This is a genomic window from Paenibacillus sp. FSL H8-0079 (assembly GCF_037991315.1).
In the GTDB taxonomy this organism is placed as follows: Bacteria; Bacillota; Bacilli; order Paenibacillales; family Paenibacillaceae; genus Paenibacillus.
Genome location: NZ_CP150300.1, coordinates 1,752,115 through 1,769,721, shown reverse-complemented (window position 1 = coordinate 1,769,721; position 17,607 = coordinate 1,752,115). Strand labels below are relative to the sequence as shown.

Annotated in this window: 18 protein-coding genes; 4 read left to right on the top strand and 14 right to left on the bottom strand. The window is 40.2% G+C overall.

Annotated features, from left to right (window positions below; all coding sequences use genetic code 11):
- Positions 1-136 precede the first annotated feature (136 nt).
- From MHI06_RS07920 to MHI06_RS07910, 3 genes are all read left to right on the top strand, one after another.
- Positions 137-1,948, top strand: coding sequence for a histidine kinase (locus MHI06_RS07920; protein ID WP_340401082.1), 1,812 nt, complete (start codon positions 137-139; stop codon positions 1,946-1,948).
- Between the two features lie 232 nt (positions 1,949-2,180).
- The gene (locus MHI06_RS07915) at positions 2,181-3,791 is read left to right on the top strand and encodes a response regulator (protein WP_340401081.1); all 1,611 of its coding nucleotides are present in this window, start codon (positions 2,181-2,183) and stop codon (positions 3,789-3,791) included.
- A gap of 336 nt (positions 3,792-4,127) precedes the next feature.
- Positions 4,128-5,810 carry an ABC transporter substrate-binding protein gene (locus MHI06_RS07910; RefSeq protein ID WP_340401080.1) on the top strand — a complete coding sequence of 561 codons (1,683 nt, stop codon included), beginning with the start codon at positions 4,128-4,130 and terminating at the stop codon, positions 5,808-5,810.
- Positions 5,811-5,915: 105 nt separating this feature from the next.
- Here MHI06_RS07910 and MHI06_RS07905 read toward each other — a convergent pair whose 3' ends face one another.
- The 14 genes from MHI06_RS07905 to MHI06_RS07840 form a co-directional block, all read right to left on the bottom strand.
- Positions 5,916-6,143: a hypothetical protein gene (locus MHI06_RS07905; RefSeq protein WP_340401079.1), complete on the bottom strand. Its 228-nt coding sequence runs from the start codon at positions 6,141-6,143 to the stop codon at positions 5,916-5,918.
- A gap of 108 nt (positions 6,144-6,251) precedes the next feature.
- Positions 6,252-6,515: a hypothetical protein gene (locus tag MHI06_RS07900; protein ID WP_340401078.1), complete on the bottom strand. Its 264-nt coding sequence runs from the start codon at positions 6,513-6,515 to the stop codon at positions 6,252-6,254.
- Between the two features lie 191 nt (positions 6,516-6,706).
- Positions 6,707-7,009, bottom strand: coding sequence for a hypothetical protein (locus tag MHI06_RS07895; protein WP_340401077.1), 303 nt, complete (start codon positions 7,007-7,009; stop codon positions 6,707-6,709).
- 31 nt (positions 7,010-7,040) lie between these two features.
- Entirely contained in the window at positions 7,041-7,226 is a 186-nt protein-coding gene (locus tag MHI06_RS07890; RefSeq protein ID WP_340401076.1) for an aspartyl-phosphate phosphatase Spo0E family protein, read from the bottom strand.
- 499 nt (positions 7,227-7,725) lie between these two features.
- The gene (locus MHI06_RS07885; protein ID WP_340401075.1) at positions 7,726-8,577 is read right to left on the bottom strand and encodes a hypothetical protein; all 852 of its coding nucleotides are present in this window, start codon (positions 8,575-8,577) and stop codon (positions 7,726-7,728) included.
- A gap of 373 nt (positions 8,578-8,950) precedes the next feature.
- Positions 8,951-9,955, bottom strand: coding sequence for a hypothetical protein (locus tag MHI06_RS07880; RefSeq protein WP_340401074.1), 1,005 nt, complete (start codon positions 9,953-9,955; stop codon positions 8,951-8,953).
- Between the two features lie 307 nt (positions 9,956-10,262).
- Positions 10,263-10,994, bottom strand: coding sequence for a hypothetical protein (locus tag MHI06_RS07875; RefSeq protein WP_340401073.1), 732 nt, complete (start codon positions 10,992-10,994; stop codon positions 10,263-10,265).
- A 191-nt stretch (positions 10,995-11,185) separates the two neighbouring features.
- Positions 11,186-12,232: a hypothetical protein gene (locus MHI06_RS07870; RefSeq protein WP_340401072.1), complete on the bottom strand. Its 1,047-nt coding sequence runs from the start codon at positions 12,230-12,232 to the stop codon at positions 11,186-11,188.
- A 381-nt stretch (positions 12,233-12,613) separates the two neighbouring features.
- A complete protein-coding gene (locus MHI06_RS07865) occupies positions 12,614-13,552 on the bottom strand; it encodes a hypothetical protein (RefSeq protein ID WP_340401071.1) in 939 nt (312 codons plus the stop codon).
- A 198-nt stretch (positions 13,553-13,750) separates the two neighbouring features.
- On the bottom strand, positions 13,751-14,350 hold the full coding sequence (locus MHI06_RS07860) for a hypothetical protein (RefSeq protein WP_340401070.1): 600 nt from the start codon (positions 14,348-14,350) through the stop codon (positions 13,751-13,753).
- 244 nt (positions 14,351-14,594) lie between these two features.
- Positions 14,595-15,095: a DUF2716 domain-containing protein gene (locus MHI06_RS07855; RefSeq protein WP_340401069.1), complete on the bottom strand. Its 501-nt coding sequence runs from the start codon at positions 15,093-15,095 to the stop codon at positions 14,595-14,597.
- A 248-nt stretch (positions 15,096-15,343) separates the two neighbouring features.
- Positions 15,344-15,757, bottom strand: coding sequence for a hypothetical protein (locus MHI06_RS07850; protein ID WP_340401024.1), 414 nt, complete (start codon positions 15,755-15,757; stop codon positions 15,344-15,346).
- Between the two features lie 224 nt (positions 15,758-15,981).
- Entirely contained in the window at positions 15,982-16,587 is a 606-nt protein-coding gene (locus tag MHI06_RS07845) for a hypothetical protein (RefSeq protein ID WP_340401068.1), read from the bottom strand.
- Between the two features lie 216 nt (positions 16,588-16,803).
- The gene (locus tag MHI06_RS07840; protein ID WP_340401067.1) at positions 16,804-17,028 is read right to left on the bottom strand and encodes a tyrosine-type recombinase/integrase; all 225 of its coding nucleotides are present in this window, start codon (positions 17,026-17,028) and stop codon (positions 16,804-16,806) included.
- Between the two features lie 167 nt (positions 17,029-17,195).
- On the opposite strand from MHI06_RS07840, the gene MHI06_RS07835 reads away from it, so the two are divergent.
- Positions 17,196-17,591 (top strand): hypothetical protein, encoded by a 396-nt coding sequence (locus tag MHI06_RS07835; protein ID WP_340401066.1) that lies wholly within the window; start codon positions 17,196-17,198, stop codon positions 17,589-17,591.
- The last annotated feature ends 16 nt before the right edge of the window (positions 17,592-17,607 follow it).

Below are 17,607 nucleotides of genomic sequence, written 5' to 3'. Positions count from 1 at the left end.
GTGTGATCGGGTTCTCTGATATAAATAGTATCAAGCCATTCTGAGGTCTGCTATATAACATTGTTAGGCTTGATAGTGTTTTGTTAGGGTATCATCAGAAGAGGTTGTTTACACACGAATTAGAAGGAGACTTTTCATGCATATATGGAAGCGCTTAATGCCTTTTCAAGGTAAAACCAGATCCCCATTCAGTCTGTTTTCCAAAATAAACTTGTTAATTGTGGTCTTGTTCATCCCCATTCTAATCATGTACACCTACTCGAATAACGTCACCTATGATGTCGTCAGCAAAGAACTGCAGATCTCCAACACAAAACAGCTCACCTTTCTGTCCAGTCAGATCGACTCCCGTATCAATCAGATGATGGATTTCAGCCTGATTCTCTCCCGAGACCCGAATGTCAGAGCATTCAACGGCCTCAACATGTGGGATGATCGGTATGACCGGATGCAGACCCGTTATGTGATACAAGAGAAGATGATGCTGCAAACCGGCGTTACGGATATATGGCCCACCCGATATGCGGTGCATTCACAGCAGAATGAGGATGTCATCGCCAACTACAACCGAACTACAGGGTATGATCAGGCGTATTTGGAAAAAAATATGAGCGGACAATGGACCTACGGGGACCAAGGTGCGCAATCGAAAGACAAGCTGCAATCCTTCTATTGGTTCTATACCGATTCCTTGGCACAGCCGGGGATGCTCACAGGAAGTAACCTGGTGATTGAAGCCAGCTTCAGTTATGAAAACATTCAAAATATGCTGGATACGTATAAGGCGGGCGGACAAGGCGATCCTTTCTTATATCACAAAGGAAATTCACCCATTCTGAATCGTAGCGCGGACAAGCAGTTATCCGCAGAACTCATTCAGTATCTGGATACACACTCTCCAGAAGATACCACCCAGGATGTCGTGAAGTTGAACGGGAAGAACTATCTGGTTAGCTCTATGAAATCCACTTATCTAGATTGGCATCTGGTTGACGTGATCCCGCTGTATCAGATTCTGAAACCCATCTCGCTCAGTCAGAATCTGTTCTACACCTGTATGATTTTGCTGCTGGTCGTGGGTATCTCTGCTTCAATCTTGTTGTACCGGAATGTGCAATATCCGATCAAAAAGCTGATCAAAGGCTTACGCCGCGTCGAGCAAGGGGATTATTCTGTCCGACTGCATAGCAAACACCAGAATGAATTCTCATTCCTGTTCCGCCGATTCAACGATATGTCCCATCAGATTCAGGATCTGATCGAGAATGTTTTCCATGAGAAAATTAGAGCCCGGGAAGCTACACTGAAGCAATTACAAGCGCAGATCAATCCGCATTTCCTATATAATTGTCTTGGTTATATCATCAACATGGCCCAGATGAAAGACGAGCAAGCCGTAGTGTCCATGGCGCATAACCTAAGTGCGTATTATCGCTACACCACCCGTATGGAACGGGAGACATCGTCGCTACAAGAAGAGATCAAGTTACTGATCAACTATCTGGATATCCAGAAACTGCGCAATGGTCGCATTGAGTATCACATCGATATCCCAGAGGATATGCTTGCCCAGTCTGTACCACGATTAATGCTTCAACCGATGGTCGAGAATTCCGTGATACACGGCGTGGCGAAGTCCTATTCATCCGGGGAAATCCGAATTACCGGGGAGCGATTGAATGGGTTTGGCAGAATATACATCGACGACGATGGCCCAGGCTTAAGCCCGGAACAATACGAAGCGCTAAACTTGAAGATGCAGGAACCTTTACAAGAAGAAATGGGCTGCGGCCTTTGGAATACGTACCAACGAATCACGCACCTGTTCGGCAGTCACTCCTACCTCCTATTCGGCCCATCCCCACTTGGCGGATTCCGAACCGAAATCATCTGGGAGATACCAAAAGAGGACACAGATTCCGATAAAGGAAATACCGCTACAAATTAATTTCGATACTAACGATAAGTTGACTATTTGATTTTGAACGAACCATTTACACGTGAACGTAGAGGACAGAAAAAACCTGAAGAAGCAAAGCGTTCGCCTTTCAAGCACCATTTTAACCTTATATCAATTAAGTCAGAAAATGGGGCTTGAACAGCGATCGGAAGGTTGTTCTGTCATCGGAGTGGCAAGTGTAAATATGCCTTAGTTCAACCACCAAGGGAGACAATACACCATGCAAATGATGATCGTAGACGATGAAGCACACTGGGTCGATAACCTGTCCATGACCAAGCCCTGGCGTACGCTGGGGATCGAACATGTGCATAAAGCATACTCAGCACACGAAGCACTACAAATGATCGACACCCACCCCATCGATATCGTGATCTCGGACATCCAGATGCCCGAAATGACAGGCATAGAACTGATCGAACGCATCCGCATCCGGGACAAAAAAATAAAATGTATTCTGTTATCCGGGTATTCCGAATTCGATTACGCCAAAAAAGCCATCCAGTTCGAAGCCGTGGACTATCTGCTGAAGCCGCCTACTGACGATGAATTAATGGGTGCTGTTCAGAAGGCCATCGATCAATTGAACAACGAATGGGAACTTGTCAGTTCACTGACACGAACGCAGTTTACGTTGCGAGAGAATCTCCCCCATTTGCGGGGACGACTGCTTCTAGGGGCTTTACAGGGACAACGAATCGCCGCTGCCGAATGGGAGCGGAAACTCGCCAATTACGATCTGCCCTTTCATACCGGAGATGCCGCATTAATGTTGGTTCGTTTGGAAGAAGAATTCGGACACTATGACAGCAATGATCAGACCCTGATCGAATATGCAATCATCAATATGGCGGAAGAGATTATGGGTGAGTTTATGGAAGTGTGGGGCGTCAAGGAGGAGCACGGATATCTGGTGTTTTTACTTCAGTTGAAAAAACGGAAAGGCGATATTGGCAAAGAAACCATTCTGGAGAAGCTGTCCATTCAGCTTCAATCCAAAGTAAAACAGTTTCTGAAAGGCTCCCTCTCCATCGTTATCACTGAGTGGTTCACCTTTCCGGATCAGCTTTACGATCGTTTCCGTCAGGCTTCCGCCTATTTCCGGCAGATCGTCGGCGACGAACGCGAATTTGTCATGCGTGTCAGCGATGTCGAGACACCTGCGGCACAAGGTCCCTTGGATGTACTGTATACCCCGCCCACCTTTATAAGTTTGCTAGAGAGCGGACAGTGGGATGCAGCGGAAGAGAAAATACGCGCGGTCTGCGCAGAGCTGGATGAGAAATGGTCGGAATCATGGGAGCACTGCATGGAGGCAGGATTTCTTATTACGGCTTCATTCACCAATATTGCCCACCGGAACAAACTGACTCTGACCACTTTAATGGGCAATGATGTCGAGGATTTGCAAAGTGGGGAAGTTTTCGCTACCATCAGCAAACTGCGTAAATGGTCGCTCAGTGTGCTTGGCAAACTCAAGGAAGGCACGTCCAACGAGATCAAGGACATCCGTTCCGAGTATGTGAAGAAGATTCAGGATTTTACAGATAAGAATCTGCATCTGGATGTGTCTTTGCGTGTGCTCGCTGACCATGTCAATCTGCACCCGACCCATTTGTCCAAGATCTATAAGATAGAAACCGGCGAAGGCATCAGTGATTATATCTCGCGCCTGCGCATGGATCGGGCCTGTCACAAGCTGGTCACGACCACCAAAAAGGTGTATGAAATCAGCATGGAGATTGGTTATATGGACCCGGCTTATTTTATCAAAGTGTTCAAGCGTCAATTCGGCGTTACGCCGCAAGAATACAGAGACCAGCATAAATAACATCTTAGAGGTTGTTCAAAAAATCCGCTTTTGATTACGAAGGATGCCTCACGGCATCATCAGCATCGAATATGGAATTCAGCCGAAATAAGCGCGAGGCTTACGAAGTATGTTTCCTTTGGAAACATTGTAGTTGCTCACGTAGTTTTCCTACGCTCCGCTACTCCATTTCTAGCTTTATCCCATCTTCTCGGTACTGAAAACCGAATTTTTTGAACTTCATTTGAACATTCACTAATAGAGTCCTATCGAAACTAACAAACTCATATAGATGCCCTCCCGCCCAAATTGGTACAGTTACATTGTAAAGATCATACACCGTAGGGGGATTGAACAATGATCAAATTCAAAAAAACATGGTGGTCACTGCTCATGGTTATCGCGCTCATCACGATCACTGCGTGCGGCAGTGGCGAGACAGCCAGTGACAATGGTAGCGATAATACGCCGGGAACTGTCGGCTCAGCGGAAGCAGAAGCTGCTTTTGCCAAAGGAAAATATGACCCACCCATCGAGTTCAGTTCGGTATTGATGCCGAAGAAATACGTGCAAGGAGATACCAAAGAAAATAACGTGCACGATCGCTGGATGCTCGAAACGCTGGGTATGAAGCATAAAGATACTTGGTATCCGGCAAATGACGATCAATACAGACAAAAGCTGCAACTAGCTATCGCCTCTGGCGAAAAGCTGCCTGATTTTGTATCCGTACCCACCAATGCGGTACTGACTAATCAGCTGATCGACTCCGGTCAATTCATCGCGATCGATGAGTTGTTCGACAAGTACGCGAGTCAGACCCTGAAAGATCACGCAGCAGCACATCCTGAACTGTGGTATCCGTTCACCAAGGACGGCAAGAAATACAACATGCCGATCATGGAGTACACCGATAACGACGACACACTGCTCTGGCTCCGCGAGGACTGGATGGAGAAGCTGAACCTGGAAGCTCCGAAAACCATCGCAGACCTTGAGAACATCATGGACAAATTCAAAAACGAGAACCCGGACGGTCTGTCTCCAGACAAAGTATTCCCGTTGGCGATCTCGCTGAAAAATAACACCAACACCTGGATGGGTCAGCTCGACTGGTTGTTCGGTGCATACGGCACAATCGAGGAGCAATGGAACAAAGACGCGAACGGCAACCTCGAGTACGGCTCCGTTAACCCGGGTGCCAAACAAGCCCTTGCCAAGCTGGCTGAATGGATGGATAAAGGTTATATCCACGCTGACTCCGCTCTGTGGGACGAAGGCAAATCCGCTGAAAGCTGGACAGCTGGCAAAGCGGGCATTCTGCCTGGCGCAAACTGGGTACCGGACTGGCCTGCACCTGACCTGCTGAAGAACGTACCTGGCTCAAAATATAAAGCTTACCCTGTTCCTGCTGGCCCAGACGGCAAGATCGGTACGAAGTGGCAGAACTCTGGTGTCAACGCAAGTATCATGATCAACAAGGATGCGAAGCATCCAGAAGCCATCTTCCTGTACTACAACTACTTGCTCGATAACCTGGCTAACCCGGCTGCGGGCAGTGAGTATGAATACGGCTTTGCCAAAGGTTACGACTGGGATATCGTAGACGGCAAACCAACCAGTGACAAAGAGAAGATCAAAGACTTCTCCAACGAGTTCCCGTTCCTGACAGGGCCAGCCCGTATCCCGGATCTGTTCATGAAAACCCTCGTGAAGCTGGCTGACGGCGAGAAGCCCGAAACGCCTTACGAGAAACAAATGGCCGAGTTCCGCAAACCGGAAAACTGGTATGCAGGTAAAGTCGTAATGTCGCAAATCGACATTCGTAAACAAAACTACTTTACTGGCGCTGCAACACCAACCATGGTATCCAAATGGAACCTGCTCCGCCAGTCCGAGATGGAAACCTTCAACAAAATCATCTACGGCAAACTGCCAGTTGATGCCTTTGACCAATTCGTCGCCAACTGGAAATCCAATGGCGGAGATCAAATCACGCAAGAAGTGAATGAATGGTTTAAGTCTGTGAGTGGTAAGTAAGAATTAAAGAAGTAACACTGGGTAAAATAAAAGAATAAAAAAACAAGCCGAAGCGTGCATTGCCATCGCTTCGGCTTGTTTTCTATATCTAGTTAACCCGGCACTTTAAAATACATGAACTTCAACAGAATCTGTACCCATAACTCTTTTTTTAGCTTTATCTTCTGACCCGACCTCAATACCAATTTTTAATGAATTAGAGGGGGACTCACCCTTTTTATCTGGACTTAATTCGATCACAATCGTTCCAGTACCTCCGCCATTTGCTATGTAATTTCGTTCTCTCCCAATTTCAATCATTGTGCGCCATGAAGAGTCATCAGAAGAATTCATCCAGGTGGATACATACTCAGCAGACTTTAACTTCGATTGATGTTCAGGATAACTGCTGGTGATGCTGGAGACACTCCATTGATCAGGGATATAAAATGCAACACCACCTCAGTCAGCGGGGTCAATCTTTACATGTGCTACTATTTTGATATGATCAATATGCTCCTGCTCACCTTCAACGAATATCGATCCTTCTGTCATTGTCTTTAAATTCGTTGATTTGGCATCCAGATCAAAGTTTTTGACGTGAATGATTTTGCCATTAACCACTGGCTCATTGGCTTCATTTTTATTGGTATTTAAAAAAAGCAGAATAAACACAATCAAAATAAACATAAAAAGCAGGATTAAGTATTTAGAATTTTTTTTCATATAACCATACCTCACTTCTGCCTTTGTTTGTTTAAGCTTAACACATACTCAAAGCCCTCCTTTCCTTAATTTAGAATTTGGAAAAGTAGAGCATTAAAACCGGAGCCGAAGCAATAGATTCACGCTTCGGCTCCGGTTATTGAGTTAAGATCAATGCTGCTTCCCCTGACTTATGGGTTCGCCTTAGTGGATCAAGCCTCTGTCTCGGTCTCCTCTGGCATCGACTGACCCAGCAAGGATACTGTGAGCTCAATGCCATCTCGTAGTCCCTGTATATACAACCGCTCATTTTCTATGCCTTTGCTGACAATATAACGATTCTCCCACTCGATATATTCAGGTGTCTGCTCGACATCCTTACCTGCAAACAAAACTTCAAATGCTTCGTCTGTTCGCCCACGTACTCTACTCAGTTCAGGATCATGTTCGATCCGGGAAGTCACCTCATCCAGCCTTGCTTGAATCGCTCGTTGCATCCACGGTGGAAAATTCATTGCTTCTCCTCCCCTATATGTACCGTACTCATCACCGTACCACTCGACTATGCTTTGCCCTCAGTTCACTAACTCGTGCCACCAGTTCGTCCACCCTTCGGCTCTGTTCCTGAACCTCAGGGTTCTCCCACAACGGAATCGCTTGCTTCAAGGATGCCTCACCAAGCTGATTAAGCTTGCGCCGTTCCTCTTCCAATACGTCAAGCAACCGGCTCATACATCCACCTCTCTGATGGGTCTAAACTACGCCATGTCTTGTTAAGACTAGACGTGAACAGTCAATTTTAATGCGATTATCTCTACCAGATGTTTAATACTAATATTTTTATCTAATCCAAATTTTAAGATAAACTATGATTGCTTTAATGCGGCAATCGAATTAAAAATAAAAAAACACCGATATAAACTTTCGGTGTCAATAATAAGACCAACTCTCAGCTTCCTATCCATCCTCACAGTCACAGCAAATTCACTGGTCTGTTAAGATTCCCCCCCTCCAACCTAGGCTTTAAAAAGCTCCTACTCGATCCTCCATTAATCTCATCCTCAACTTTCAAATGTGTTGTATCTTTTTGTTTTGTTTTGTTTGGTTTAGAGGTTTTGTATAACGTTCCTGTATTCACGACTCAGCGCATGCTGAGTGTCCGGCGTATGCCGGGCCAAGGGCGGATGCCCGCAGCGTGAATATTATGTTATATGATATCACCCGTATTTTCTTACCAACTATAAAATTCTGTTCTGGGAACTTTGGTTTCTTCAATAAAGACTGTCTCAATCGTATTCATTGAAAACTCTGACTCCCCTTCTACCTCTATCTCTTCATATATTGAGTACACTTCATTTAGATAGACGAAAGTTCCATCATCCCTACCTATAAATTCACTACGGATAAAGAATCGCCATTCATTTTCTTCCATCAAATAAAAATTAATTATATTTTGATTATAACCCGTTTTTTCATATATCTCTTTTGCCAACGCTAAACTAGGAACAATAATAACAATGTTATCGAAATCAAAAAGAAGATCTCCCCTTACTTTCCATTCTCTTTCCCAGTGAAAATCTTCTCTTTCATAAATCCGTTTTAGGAAGGGACCGACAGATAAGAATACAGAATTCTCTATTTGTGTTCCTTCTACTTGCATTGATTCTATAAAATTTTCTAAAAGATGATCAAAGAAGTTTTTTTGTTGCTCATTATAAATATAATAGACTGGAGCAGCATTCTTGTTAATAAGATCGCTTCTTGGAAATGCAATACCGTAGGGTTTGAGATTTATCTTACGCTTGTAAGGAATTTTAGTTAAATGATGCAATTGCTTTAAAGGCGTTTCTGTTAAAGATAGTACTTTAAAGTGTTTTTTTAATTCTTGTTTTAAACGATATTTGAAGTAGGGATCTACATTTCTCGCTTCTATCTTTGCAGAATTAAGCATGGAAATTAGATTATCTTTGGCTTCATTTCCTTCGAAATCTCTTGTTAAATGAACCAAGTAAGGAGAAAGGTCTTCACGAAGTTTTATAATGTTTGAGACCATTTCTTCAATATTTGTTTCTTGCCTTGGCATTTAGCTCTTCACTCCCTAATACTAATTCATCCTACGACCTACTTAATTGCCTTTCTCTCCTACAACCAAACTCTTGTCACCTTGACTACAACCTTAAATTCGCAATTTTAATTTTCCAATTCTATTCCCAGGTTCAATTATAAGTTTATCTCTTTCATTATTACTTTTAGAATTACTATTTATCTATGCTGACATAGCATATTTTCTCTTTTGATTAGTCATGGATTTCAGGTGATTTCATATAACGTTCCTGTATTCACGACCCGACGCATGTAGGGTGTCTGGCAAATGCCGGACCCAGAACGAATGTCCGCAGCGTGAATATTATGTTAGCTGACGTTACATCATCTTTGAATAATCTTCAAATTTTGTATTAAGTAGGTGCGATCGTTGCATCAGGATGAAATTTCTTAAAAGAACCATCTTTATTAAATAAATAAGTAGCGACTTTTCCTGGTCCATAATAAAGATTTTCGTAAGGAATACCCCAGCCTTGTAAAAAATGTTCTAATGCCCTACAGTAATCTTCTTCGATCCAAGGATCAAAAATAGGCTTATTTGTCATGCCTTGTAGTGGTAAGCTTATTACAGAACTCATATTTGAGTCTTCTTGTTCAATAATTATAAATTTAGGGACTCTATTCATTAGTGTTGACCCATATGCTACTTTAGCCATGATTTCATGGAGCTGTACGGAATGTAATTTTTCTCCCCGAAATTGTTCGAAATAATCATTTTGAAATTCTTTATGGATACCGTTGTCTTGTAAAAAAACAAATATCGCAACATCGTTTAATTTTATGTGAAACGTTAATGTTGTGATTCCATCGATGTAATTAAAACTCCTACTATCTTCGTATTCAAAAGTTTCAAGTACAAATATCGACCAAGGGACTCCTTCCGAAAAATCATAAGGAGTTCTCACTGACTGTAGGAATTTGTGAATCAATCTAAAATTCTCAAGCACTTCAGGGGTCATAATTTTCCCTGCTTCTGGATTTCTTCGATCAGCTGCAAGCGAAAGTTCCTTAAATAAAAGACCATAAAAAAGCTTAGATACCCATTGAAAAATATATAATTCATCTAACTCTTTAAAAGATTCGTAACCATTCTCTAATGCTTTCTCTATTTTTTTCTCTAATTCACTCAAGTAAGTGCCATTGCATGTTTTACAACACGGAATTGTTAATTGTCTATAAGGAATTTCTGTACCATTGAGTAAATAAATTTTTTGATTCCACAAATTATATTTAGTTTGTAACCATTTAGGAAATACATGTTCAGCACTAGCATTATCAGTGAGTATTTGTCCGCATAAAAAACATTCATCCGAAGAGAAGCTCATGCTATCAAATGGATTATAATTATTTGTTGTCATTTATCTTTTCCTCTCATTCTGCAATTTCAGCTAACGTTCCTGTATTCACGACGTCCTAGCGCCTTAAGGTTCCGCCAAGAACCGGCTGCCGATTGCGGCAGTTAGGCGGTCGGATGTGTCTACCTGAGAATTACTTCCCCGAAATGCCTCGGGCAGAACAAGGGCCGGGCTCGTCCCGGACCACAGCGTTGAATGCGATGTTATCGGATGTCAGCGACTTCTTCGAATTACTTACTGAAGTTCTTCAACTATCGTTTCCCGTTAGTTTAATGAAAAGACAGCCTTTCTCCTGAACGAATTCACTGCGTCATATTAAGTTTTTATCATTCAAGTATTCAATCAAGGCACTTAAATCATACTTGGGCAACTCTAATATGAATGATAGTCTGTTCCCTATCCCTCCCAGGGATGTACCAACAACTATTGCTCTCTTCCTGTCAGCAATCCATACTCTATCATGTATTTTGTCCGTGTCGTAATCAGTAAGAATACAATCATTTTCTCTTGCTAGATCTTTAATATCATCCATGATTTTTTTGGTTTTCCCGTGATTAGAACTATAAATAATATGTATTCTTTTCATATGCCGAGCTTTAATACGACTTACCCTAGCAAACTCATCAACATATTCCCTTGATTTGCTTGCTTCACCGCCATACATGTATGGATCTATTATTATCAAACTTTCAGCCTCTCTTGTAAAATCCCTTATTTCCTTAAGTCCCTCATTTCGTGCTTCCTTTTTGCTTTTATCAAATGTTTCCGCAATAACTGCGTGTAAAGGATTTGAGTCTCCACTCTCTCCAACTAATGGACAAAGGACTTCTTTTCTTTGGTTGTTCTCTAGTCGCTCAATAAGATCCCTTAACTCATGGAGTGCAACGAGGATACGATGATCGTATTCATCCCTAAATATAAATTCTCTAAAAAGAATGGGATCTAACTCAGTATTAGATGACTCGCTAGAGTGCATAAGTTCAGATAACAACATATTTCTCTTCTTGATAAGCTCTATCAATTCTATAAAATTATCGTTCATACAAATAACTCCCATCATTTTCAATATAATCTAATATTATTCCATATAGTGCAAATTAATAATAAATTTTGTTGTAAACTGCCTTTAGCTTAATGAAGCTGCTACCGCGATGGCAAACTGCTCCTGGCTGGCTCTAAACTAACGTTCCTCGATAGCCTAATACTTAATAGTAAAGTCCCATCTGAAGTTGATTATGTCGATAAATCGCTCTTCACCCAAACAATAATATCTTCTACTGTTCGAAGAGCCAAAAATGCATCGTTAACAGTAGTCGTTTCGGTCTGTAAATTCCCATCGATCATAGGTGCCTCCAAGGCATGAGCGCCCAAATCGCATGTATATTTATACGCCCCATAAACGAACATAAAGCGCGGATAATTGAACTGACCGCCATTCGGAAACACATATTTCGTATTTACTACTCCACCCGTGATTTCCTTTGGCGTAACCTTGTCTACATTCATGTCTTTACTAAAGTTTTGCAGTCCCCTTAACCATTTGTCCTGTCCGTCATTCTGGAATTTAGAAAACAATCCAGTGATAAGACTTCTGCAACTGGTGATGCATGAAACAGCGCTTCCATCAATGTAATTTCGAACCGCCTCATTATATAAGGAGGCTATGTCGGGATGGTTGGTTGTTAACCAACGAACAATACTCGACACGTCTCTCCCTTGGCCATCCGATAAACTTTCCGTATATGGAGCTAAAACAAATTTTTTGTTTTTAAAGGTGAGCTCAAAGTTTAACACCTGAAGAGAAAGTAAAAACTCCTTGTATCCTTCTGTCGTGTTCTCCCTCAAGACTTTATTGATCGTTTCTTCGTCTTCTTTGTTCAAGAAGGATTCAAACGTGTAATAATTGTTCCATATTGATCCTTTATTAAACTCATCGAAATCTCCGTCAAATATCAAGTTTGGATTAATATTCTCCGCAATAGATGCCATCAGCTTATTAAATTCTCCGTTATCATATCCTTCATGGTAGACCTTCTTCAAGATTGATTTAATAGCAGAAAAGAAACCTCCGAATTGAGGATTGGGATTCTCGTATGTTCTTCCGCCTGAATAATTGTAAGAATGAGGTTTAAGGTAATCGTCAAAACGATCAAAAAGCTCACTCTGGCCTGCGTTAGACAATATTTTGTCCCATATGGAGTTGTTATCAGTTGAAATGATTTTTTCTTCGCTGATTAATGTTGCAATTTTTGATAATGCAATAATTTCTTGACTATCCATTGTTGCCCCCTATCTTATTGTCTGCTTAAGCTAAAATCTAGTACACCAAAAATTGGGGTGCTATTTAAGCCATATCTATATCCTTAGTTGGGAGGTGGAGTACGTTCACCACAATTGTTTAACTCACTCAGATGACCTTCACCAACGTAAACTGCCCGTTAGTTGAAGATCTTCAAACGCACTTGACAGAATTTATCTTTTTTATTTTTTCGCTAATTTCCGATAATGTTCCTGTATTCATGAACCCCAAAAGGGTTGTCTACTGAAATTCCTCCCGAAATCCATCCGCAGACCAAGTCTCCTAAGGAGCCGCTGCTTGAATATTATGTTATCTGACGCTGGTATCATCATTGAGTTACTAATGTTGAATTTATTCTTAAATTAAGATAAAGTTCTTTTCATGAATTCATCAGAAAGTTCGCTGTAGTCTCTTCCTTTTCCAGAAGGAGAATAGCCACGGGTAATAATCTCGAACCCACAATATACTTTATTGTTACTAAAATTAATTTGTTTGAATTTTTGATTTAAAGTAAAAAACACTGAGCACTCTCTGCCTTCAACATCATTATGAGAATAAGAATCGTCATTGAAAACTACCGATATATGATGATCTATATCATTCTCCCCATAAGGCTGGTCGTTTTCGAATCTATATTCAAAATCGTCCCATATATCTATACTAAAATCTTCGTCTGTATATCCAAATCTCTCTTGAAGCTTTCTATCTGAAAATATGTTGCCGATTTTGATTTCTAACTGATTATAAAATTCAGATGCCTCATATATAAGATATGTACCAACTTCGTTAATGGAGGTGAAATTCTTAGGATCAATTGAATTTATATTACTTTTGATAGCGTCTATTATGGTCTTTTTCGCTTTCTTTTTCTCCTCGACGTTGTCAACACTAAATTCATAACATAATGGCCTTCTATACTTAAGATCAAATGGAAGATCGTCAAAATCACCATATGATTGATTATATATACATATTATTCTGTCCCATCCTAACGTCCTGATTGCATAACCTAATTCTATTAAAACATTAGGATTTGGAGTTTTTCTCCCCTCACTAATAGAGTTAATAATACTAACGTCAGCAATAAATAATTTTGCATTTTCTATTTTAGAAAAAATTGTTTCTGCGATATGAGGCGTGCCCACTTTGTCTTTAGTATCCTTGTCTATACTAAACTCAATATCGTATGTATCTGAAACATTCAGTTCTTTCAGGGCACCAGTTATACACGTTTCAAGAAATCCCCGGTTTGTATTATTCGGCAAGTCTGACTGCCAAGAATAAAACACATGATTTTTCATTCCTCATATCCTCCATCGTTTCAATAAGTATTTGTACCGGTTTCAGATAACGTTCCTGTATTCACGACGTCCGACAAATGGCGGATGTGTCTGCTAAATTACTTCCTTTAATTCTATCCAGCAGGCCAAGACTCCGTAAGGAGTCGCCGCTTGAATACTATGTTAACGGATGTTCCTGTCCTCTTCGAATTAGCTTAATTACTTGGAGTTCTCTATTTTTTCTAATATGATTTTATTGGTATCTCTAACGATCCATATTTTCGATACCTCGTCATAAGTTGCAATATAATTAGGTAAACCAGATCCTGACAACTGGTTTGTTTCACTGGATAGCGATTTTTTGCTCCGTAGCAAAGACATAATATTATCTAGAGCTTCGCGCATTGCTTCATCCGATGATATTCCATTAAATTTAAAGTTGTAATGATCATCATTAATTTTCACTTCAAACCCAAATGTTATTTGCTTCTCCTCCACGCCATTTTTCGTTATCTTGTTATATTTTTTGTTTTTCACTCTTTTAAAAGTCCGTAATATTACGATTTTTATGCTATCCCATGTTGCACTAGCAATAATACCTGAAACCAATCCCATAGCTAATGGAGAACTAACTAAAAATGAAAAAACATTAGAAAATTCATCAATCGAAGCATTAATTTGCCCACTTTTATCTAACGCTATAAATTGAATTCCATTCTCTTTCAAATCAGAGCTTATCAATAAAAGATCGCTTTCTTCAATAGACCCCGACACGTAAAACAAACCTAATTTATGTTCAGGTATAACTGTTTCTTTCATTTTGAGCCCTCCAAATAATATTTAATTACTTCACATGAATTTCCGATAACGTTCCTGTATCCACGACGTCCCACCGACTTAAGGCTCCGCCAGGAGCCGGCCGCGATGCGGTTAGTCGGTGTGGATGTGTCCGCCTGATTCCACTCCCCTGCCATTCCCCTTCGGGCGGACCGAGGAGCCGGCAAGCTCCGAAGCGTGGATATGATGTTATATGTAGTAGGCCGCTTCGAAGCAACACTCACAATCAAAAGTTTTTATCAACAATTTTTTTTAATAATTTCGGTTTCTTTTGTTCAATACTTTGAATTAGTTCTTCTCCAAATATACTTATCGATTTCTCCCAGGGATGACCCAAAAATCCCCATTTGAATTCTTTCTGTATAAAGAAATAATAATCACCATTCGGAAAAATAGGCACTGGCCATTCTCCAAATTCATCTCTTATGCTCTCTATTCTTGGATTAAAATAGTAACACCGATGCTGCCAATCAAGCGCTAAAACGTACTCATTCTCTTTAGTACATTCAACAAAGATATTTTCCATTTTTTCTTCTAAGTCCTTATATAATTCTTCGTACTTATTATCCTTATATATATCACTAACATCATATTTTATATATGGAGCACTTATCTGTAAGCTAGGCCAATCATTAGGATGAACACTGGGCTTAAATTTCAAATCATTATATATCTTATCCCATATTTCATTTTCTTCATTTTCATTTATTTCTATCCAATTCTTCATTGGATCTCCCCTTGCTTGTTATTGAATGCTCTAGGCCTATTACATATAACGTTTCTGTATCCACGACGTCTCACCGACTTAAGGCTGCGCCAGCAGCCGGCCGCGACGCGGTTAGTCGGTGCAGATGTGTCCGCCTGATTCCATTTCCTTCCAATCTCTCCGGGCGGACCGAGGAGCCGTCAGGCTCCGATGCGTGGATATAATGTTAGATGATGTCACCGACTTCTTTGAATTAACTTCAAATCCTATTATTCTCTTAATGGCCCTCCAAGGTATCCCGTTTTTCCATTCCAAAAATCAATTAAATTATTCCACCAAGTTCTTGATACTGGTCTTAAATAGACTTCAAAAACAATTAAATCAATGTTCTGCCGCAATAATATGTTCTGAAGATCTTCCAAAAATCCTACGGTAGCTAATTCTTTTACAAAATCGTCTCCATCAGTATGTAATCTTTCAATAAGTTCAAAGATTTTATCGAATTCATCCACTTCGCGCTTCAGATAATTATCAAATAGATGATGGATAAAATCACATACTTCTATATAAATCAATCTTTCTTCTCCCGGTTTATAATTTTCTTTAATGTATTTATCATATCTATTTTTATAAGATGGACTCGAAATTAATAGCATTTCCATAACTTGATCTTTTATAATCATCTTGTACGACAGCTTCCTTCTTGATAGTAATTTGAATTCATATTTCGGTAATTTCATCTAACGTTCCTATATTCACGACTCGACGCATGTCGAGTGTCCGGCGAATGCCGGACCCAGGGCGTATGCCCGCAGCGTGAATATTATGTTATATGACGTTAGGGCCATCCTCGAATCAACTATCTCAGATTATTAACAAAAAAGATTATGATTTATAGATTAGTTATCTAAAAGTTAATAATAAACATCGTTTTTTTTGTGTTTACTGATCGGTCATGAGCGGCAATTTTATCATTAAGTAATGCTTGTATTCGTATCATATCCTCTTGTAAATTTACGGTGTTACTATTGACTAGATCCTCAAACCATTCAGCGGCTACTTCTTCTTTCTCGAAGAAAGAACTTGGGTATAACAAGTAATTGAGCTTCCCATCTTCCCTTTCAATGAAACTAAGTGATCCATCCTTGCTGTCTAAGGAGAAAACTTTGTATGTATCGCGCGTAGTTAAGCCACCAAAGATGAGTTGAAATGAGCTTGGTACTTGTTGAAGCATTTCCTGATTTTCTAAATACCAAGATTGCAACTTAGCTTCATTAATGATTCCACGTCTTGTAAAGATTATTTCTTCAAATTTAGTGACTTGCATAAATGATTGAGCAGTTTCAACGGCGCCTACAAAAGAAAGAAATGAATGTTTAGACACTTCAATGATTTTATGAGCATCTTCATCTACAATGTCTCCGTAAGATCCATCAGGGAGAAGTTGCGTTGCTCTTCGATCTGCCATAACTATAAGATAATTTCCTGTTATTACTGTAGATAAAAAACTCATGTGAAATTCCACCTTTTCTTTTTGGTTCTTATCATGTATTGGGTATAGAATAAAGAATTTGAGAGTTTGGTATTGCCCTAATTTCATATAACATCTAATTTATGTACTTCGTAAATACCACACATCCTGCATGATATGTGAACTACGTATATGATAACCTATGGTGTAGTATTTGCGAAGAAGAATTTGGTGGAAAAGGGAGATTTATTGAAGCATTCAATCTCCCAAATCCATCCGATCCAGCGGGCTTTGAATACGCTGGATATTTTTCGTACTAACATGCGTATATCGCTGAGTTGTACGTGCACTCGTATGACCAAGTAACTCCTGAATGTAGCGCAGGTCTGTCCCGTTTTCCAGCAAATGAGTGGCGAAGGAGTGTCTCAGCGCATGAATACTTACCTTTTTCACAATTCCTGCGGCTTTATCTAGCTTCTTCAAAAATCTGCTGCAACGATTCTTTGATCGATTGGTTTTTTACTTATTAGCATTTCATTGAATTAATCTACTTACAGATAACGGAAAATGCTGATAGAATATACACGGATGATAAAATTGTTTTCACACAGTGATATTGTTAGTAGTACACACTTAAGGATGGGGTATATTTGAATAACAAGAAGTTAATATTTAGCGTCTTTACACTTTGTATTCTAATCATATTGGGTTTTCTCAGGTGGGATGATCTTGAATCCAGCGCAGACTTGCATTATAAGTATGATCGATGGGCAGGTCAAAAATGGGTGGAGTTCTATCCGCCGCTAGCTGCTTCTTCCAACAGCATGGAGTTTCCACTTATATATATAGATGAAATCCATCCGAATGATATAAATAAATATTTAGGAAAACAAGCTCTCTCTGGAGAGTTAGTGAACAAGTGGATTGAACGCACAAAGTTAACAGATGGATATATAGGTCTATTATTATTGAATATTCTAATGGTCATTTACAGTTTCTTCAAAAGCCAAAGAGCATATAAACACAAAGACAGCAGTCCCCGATGAGGAACTGCTGTCTTTC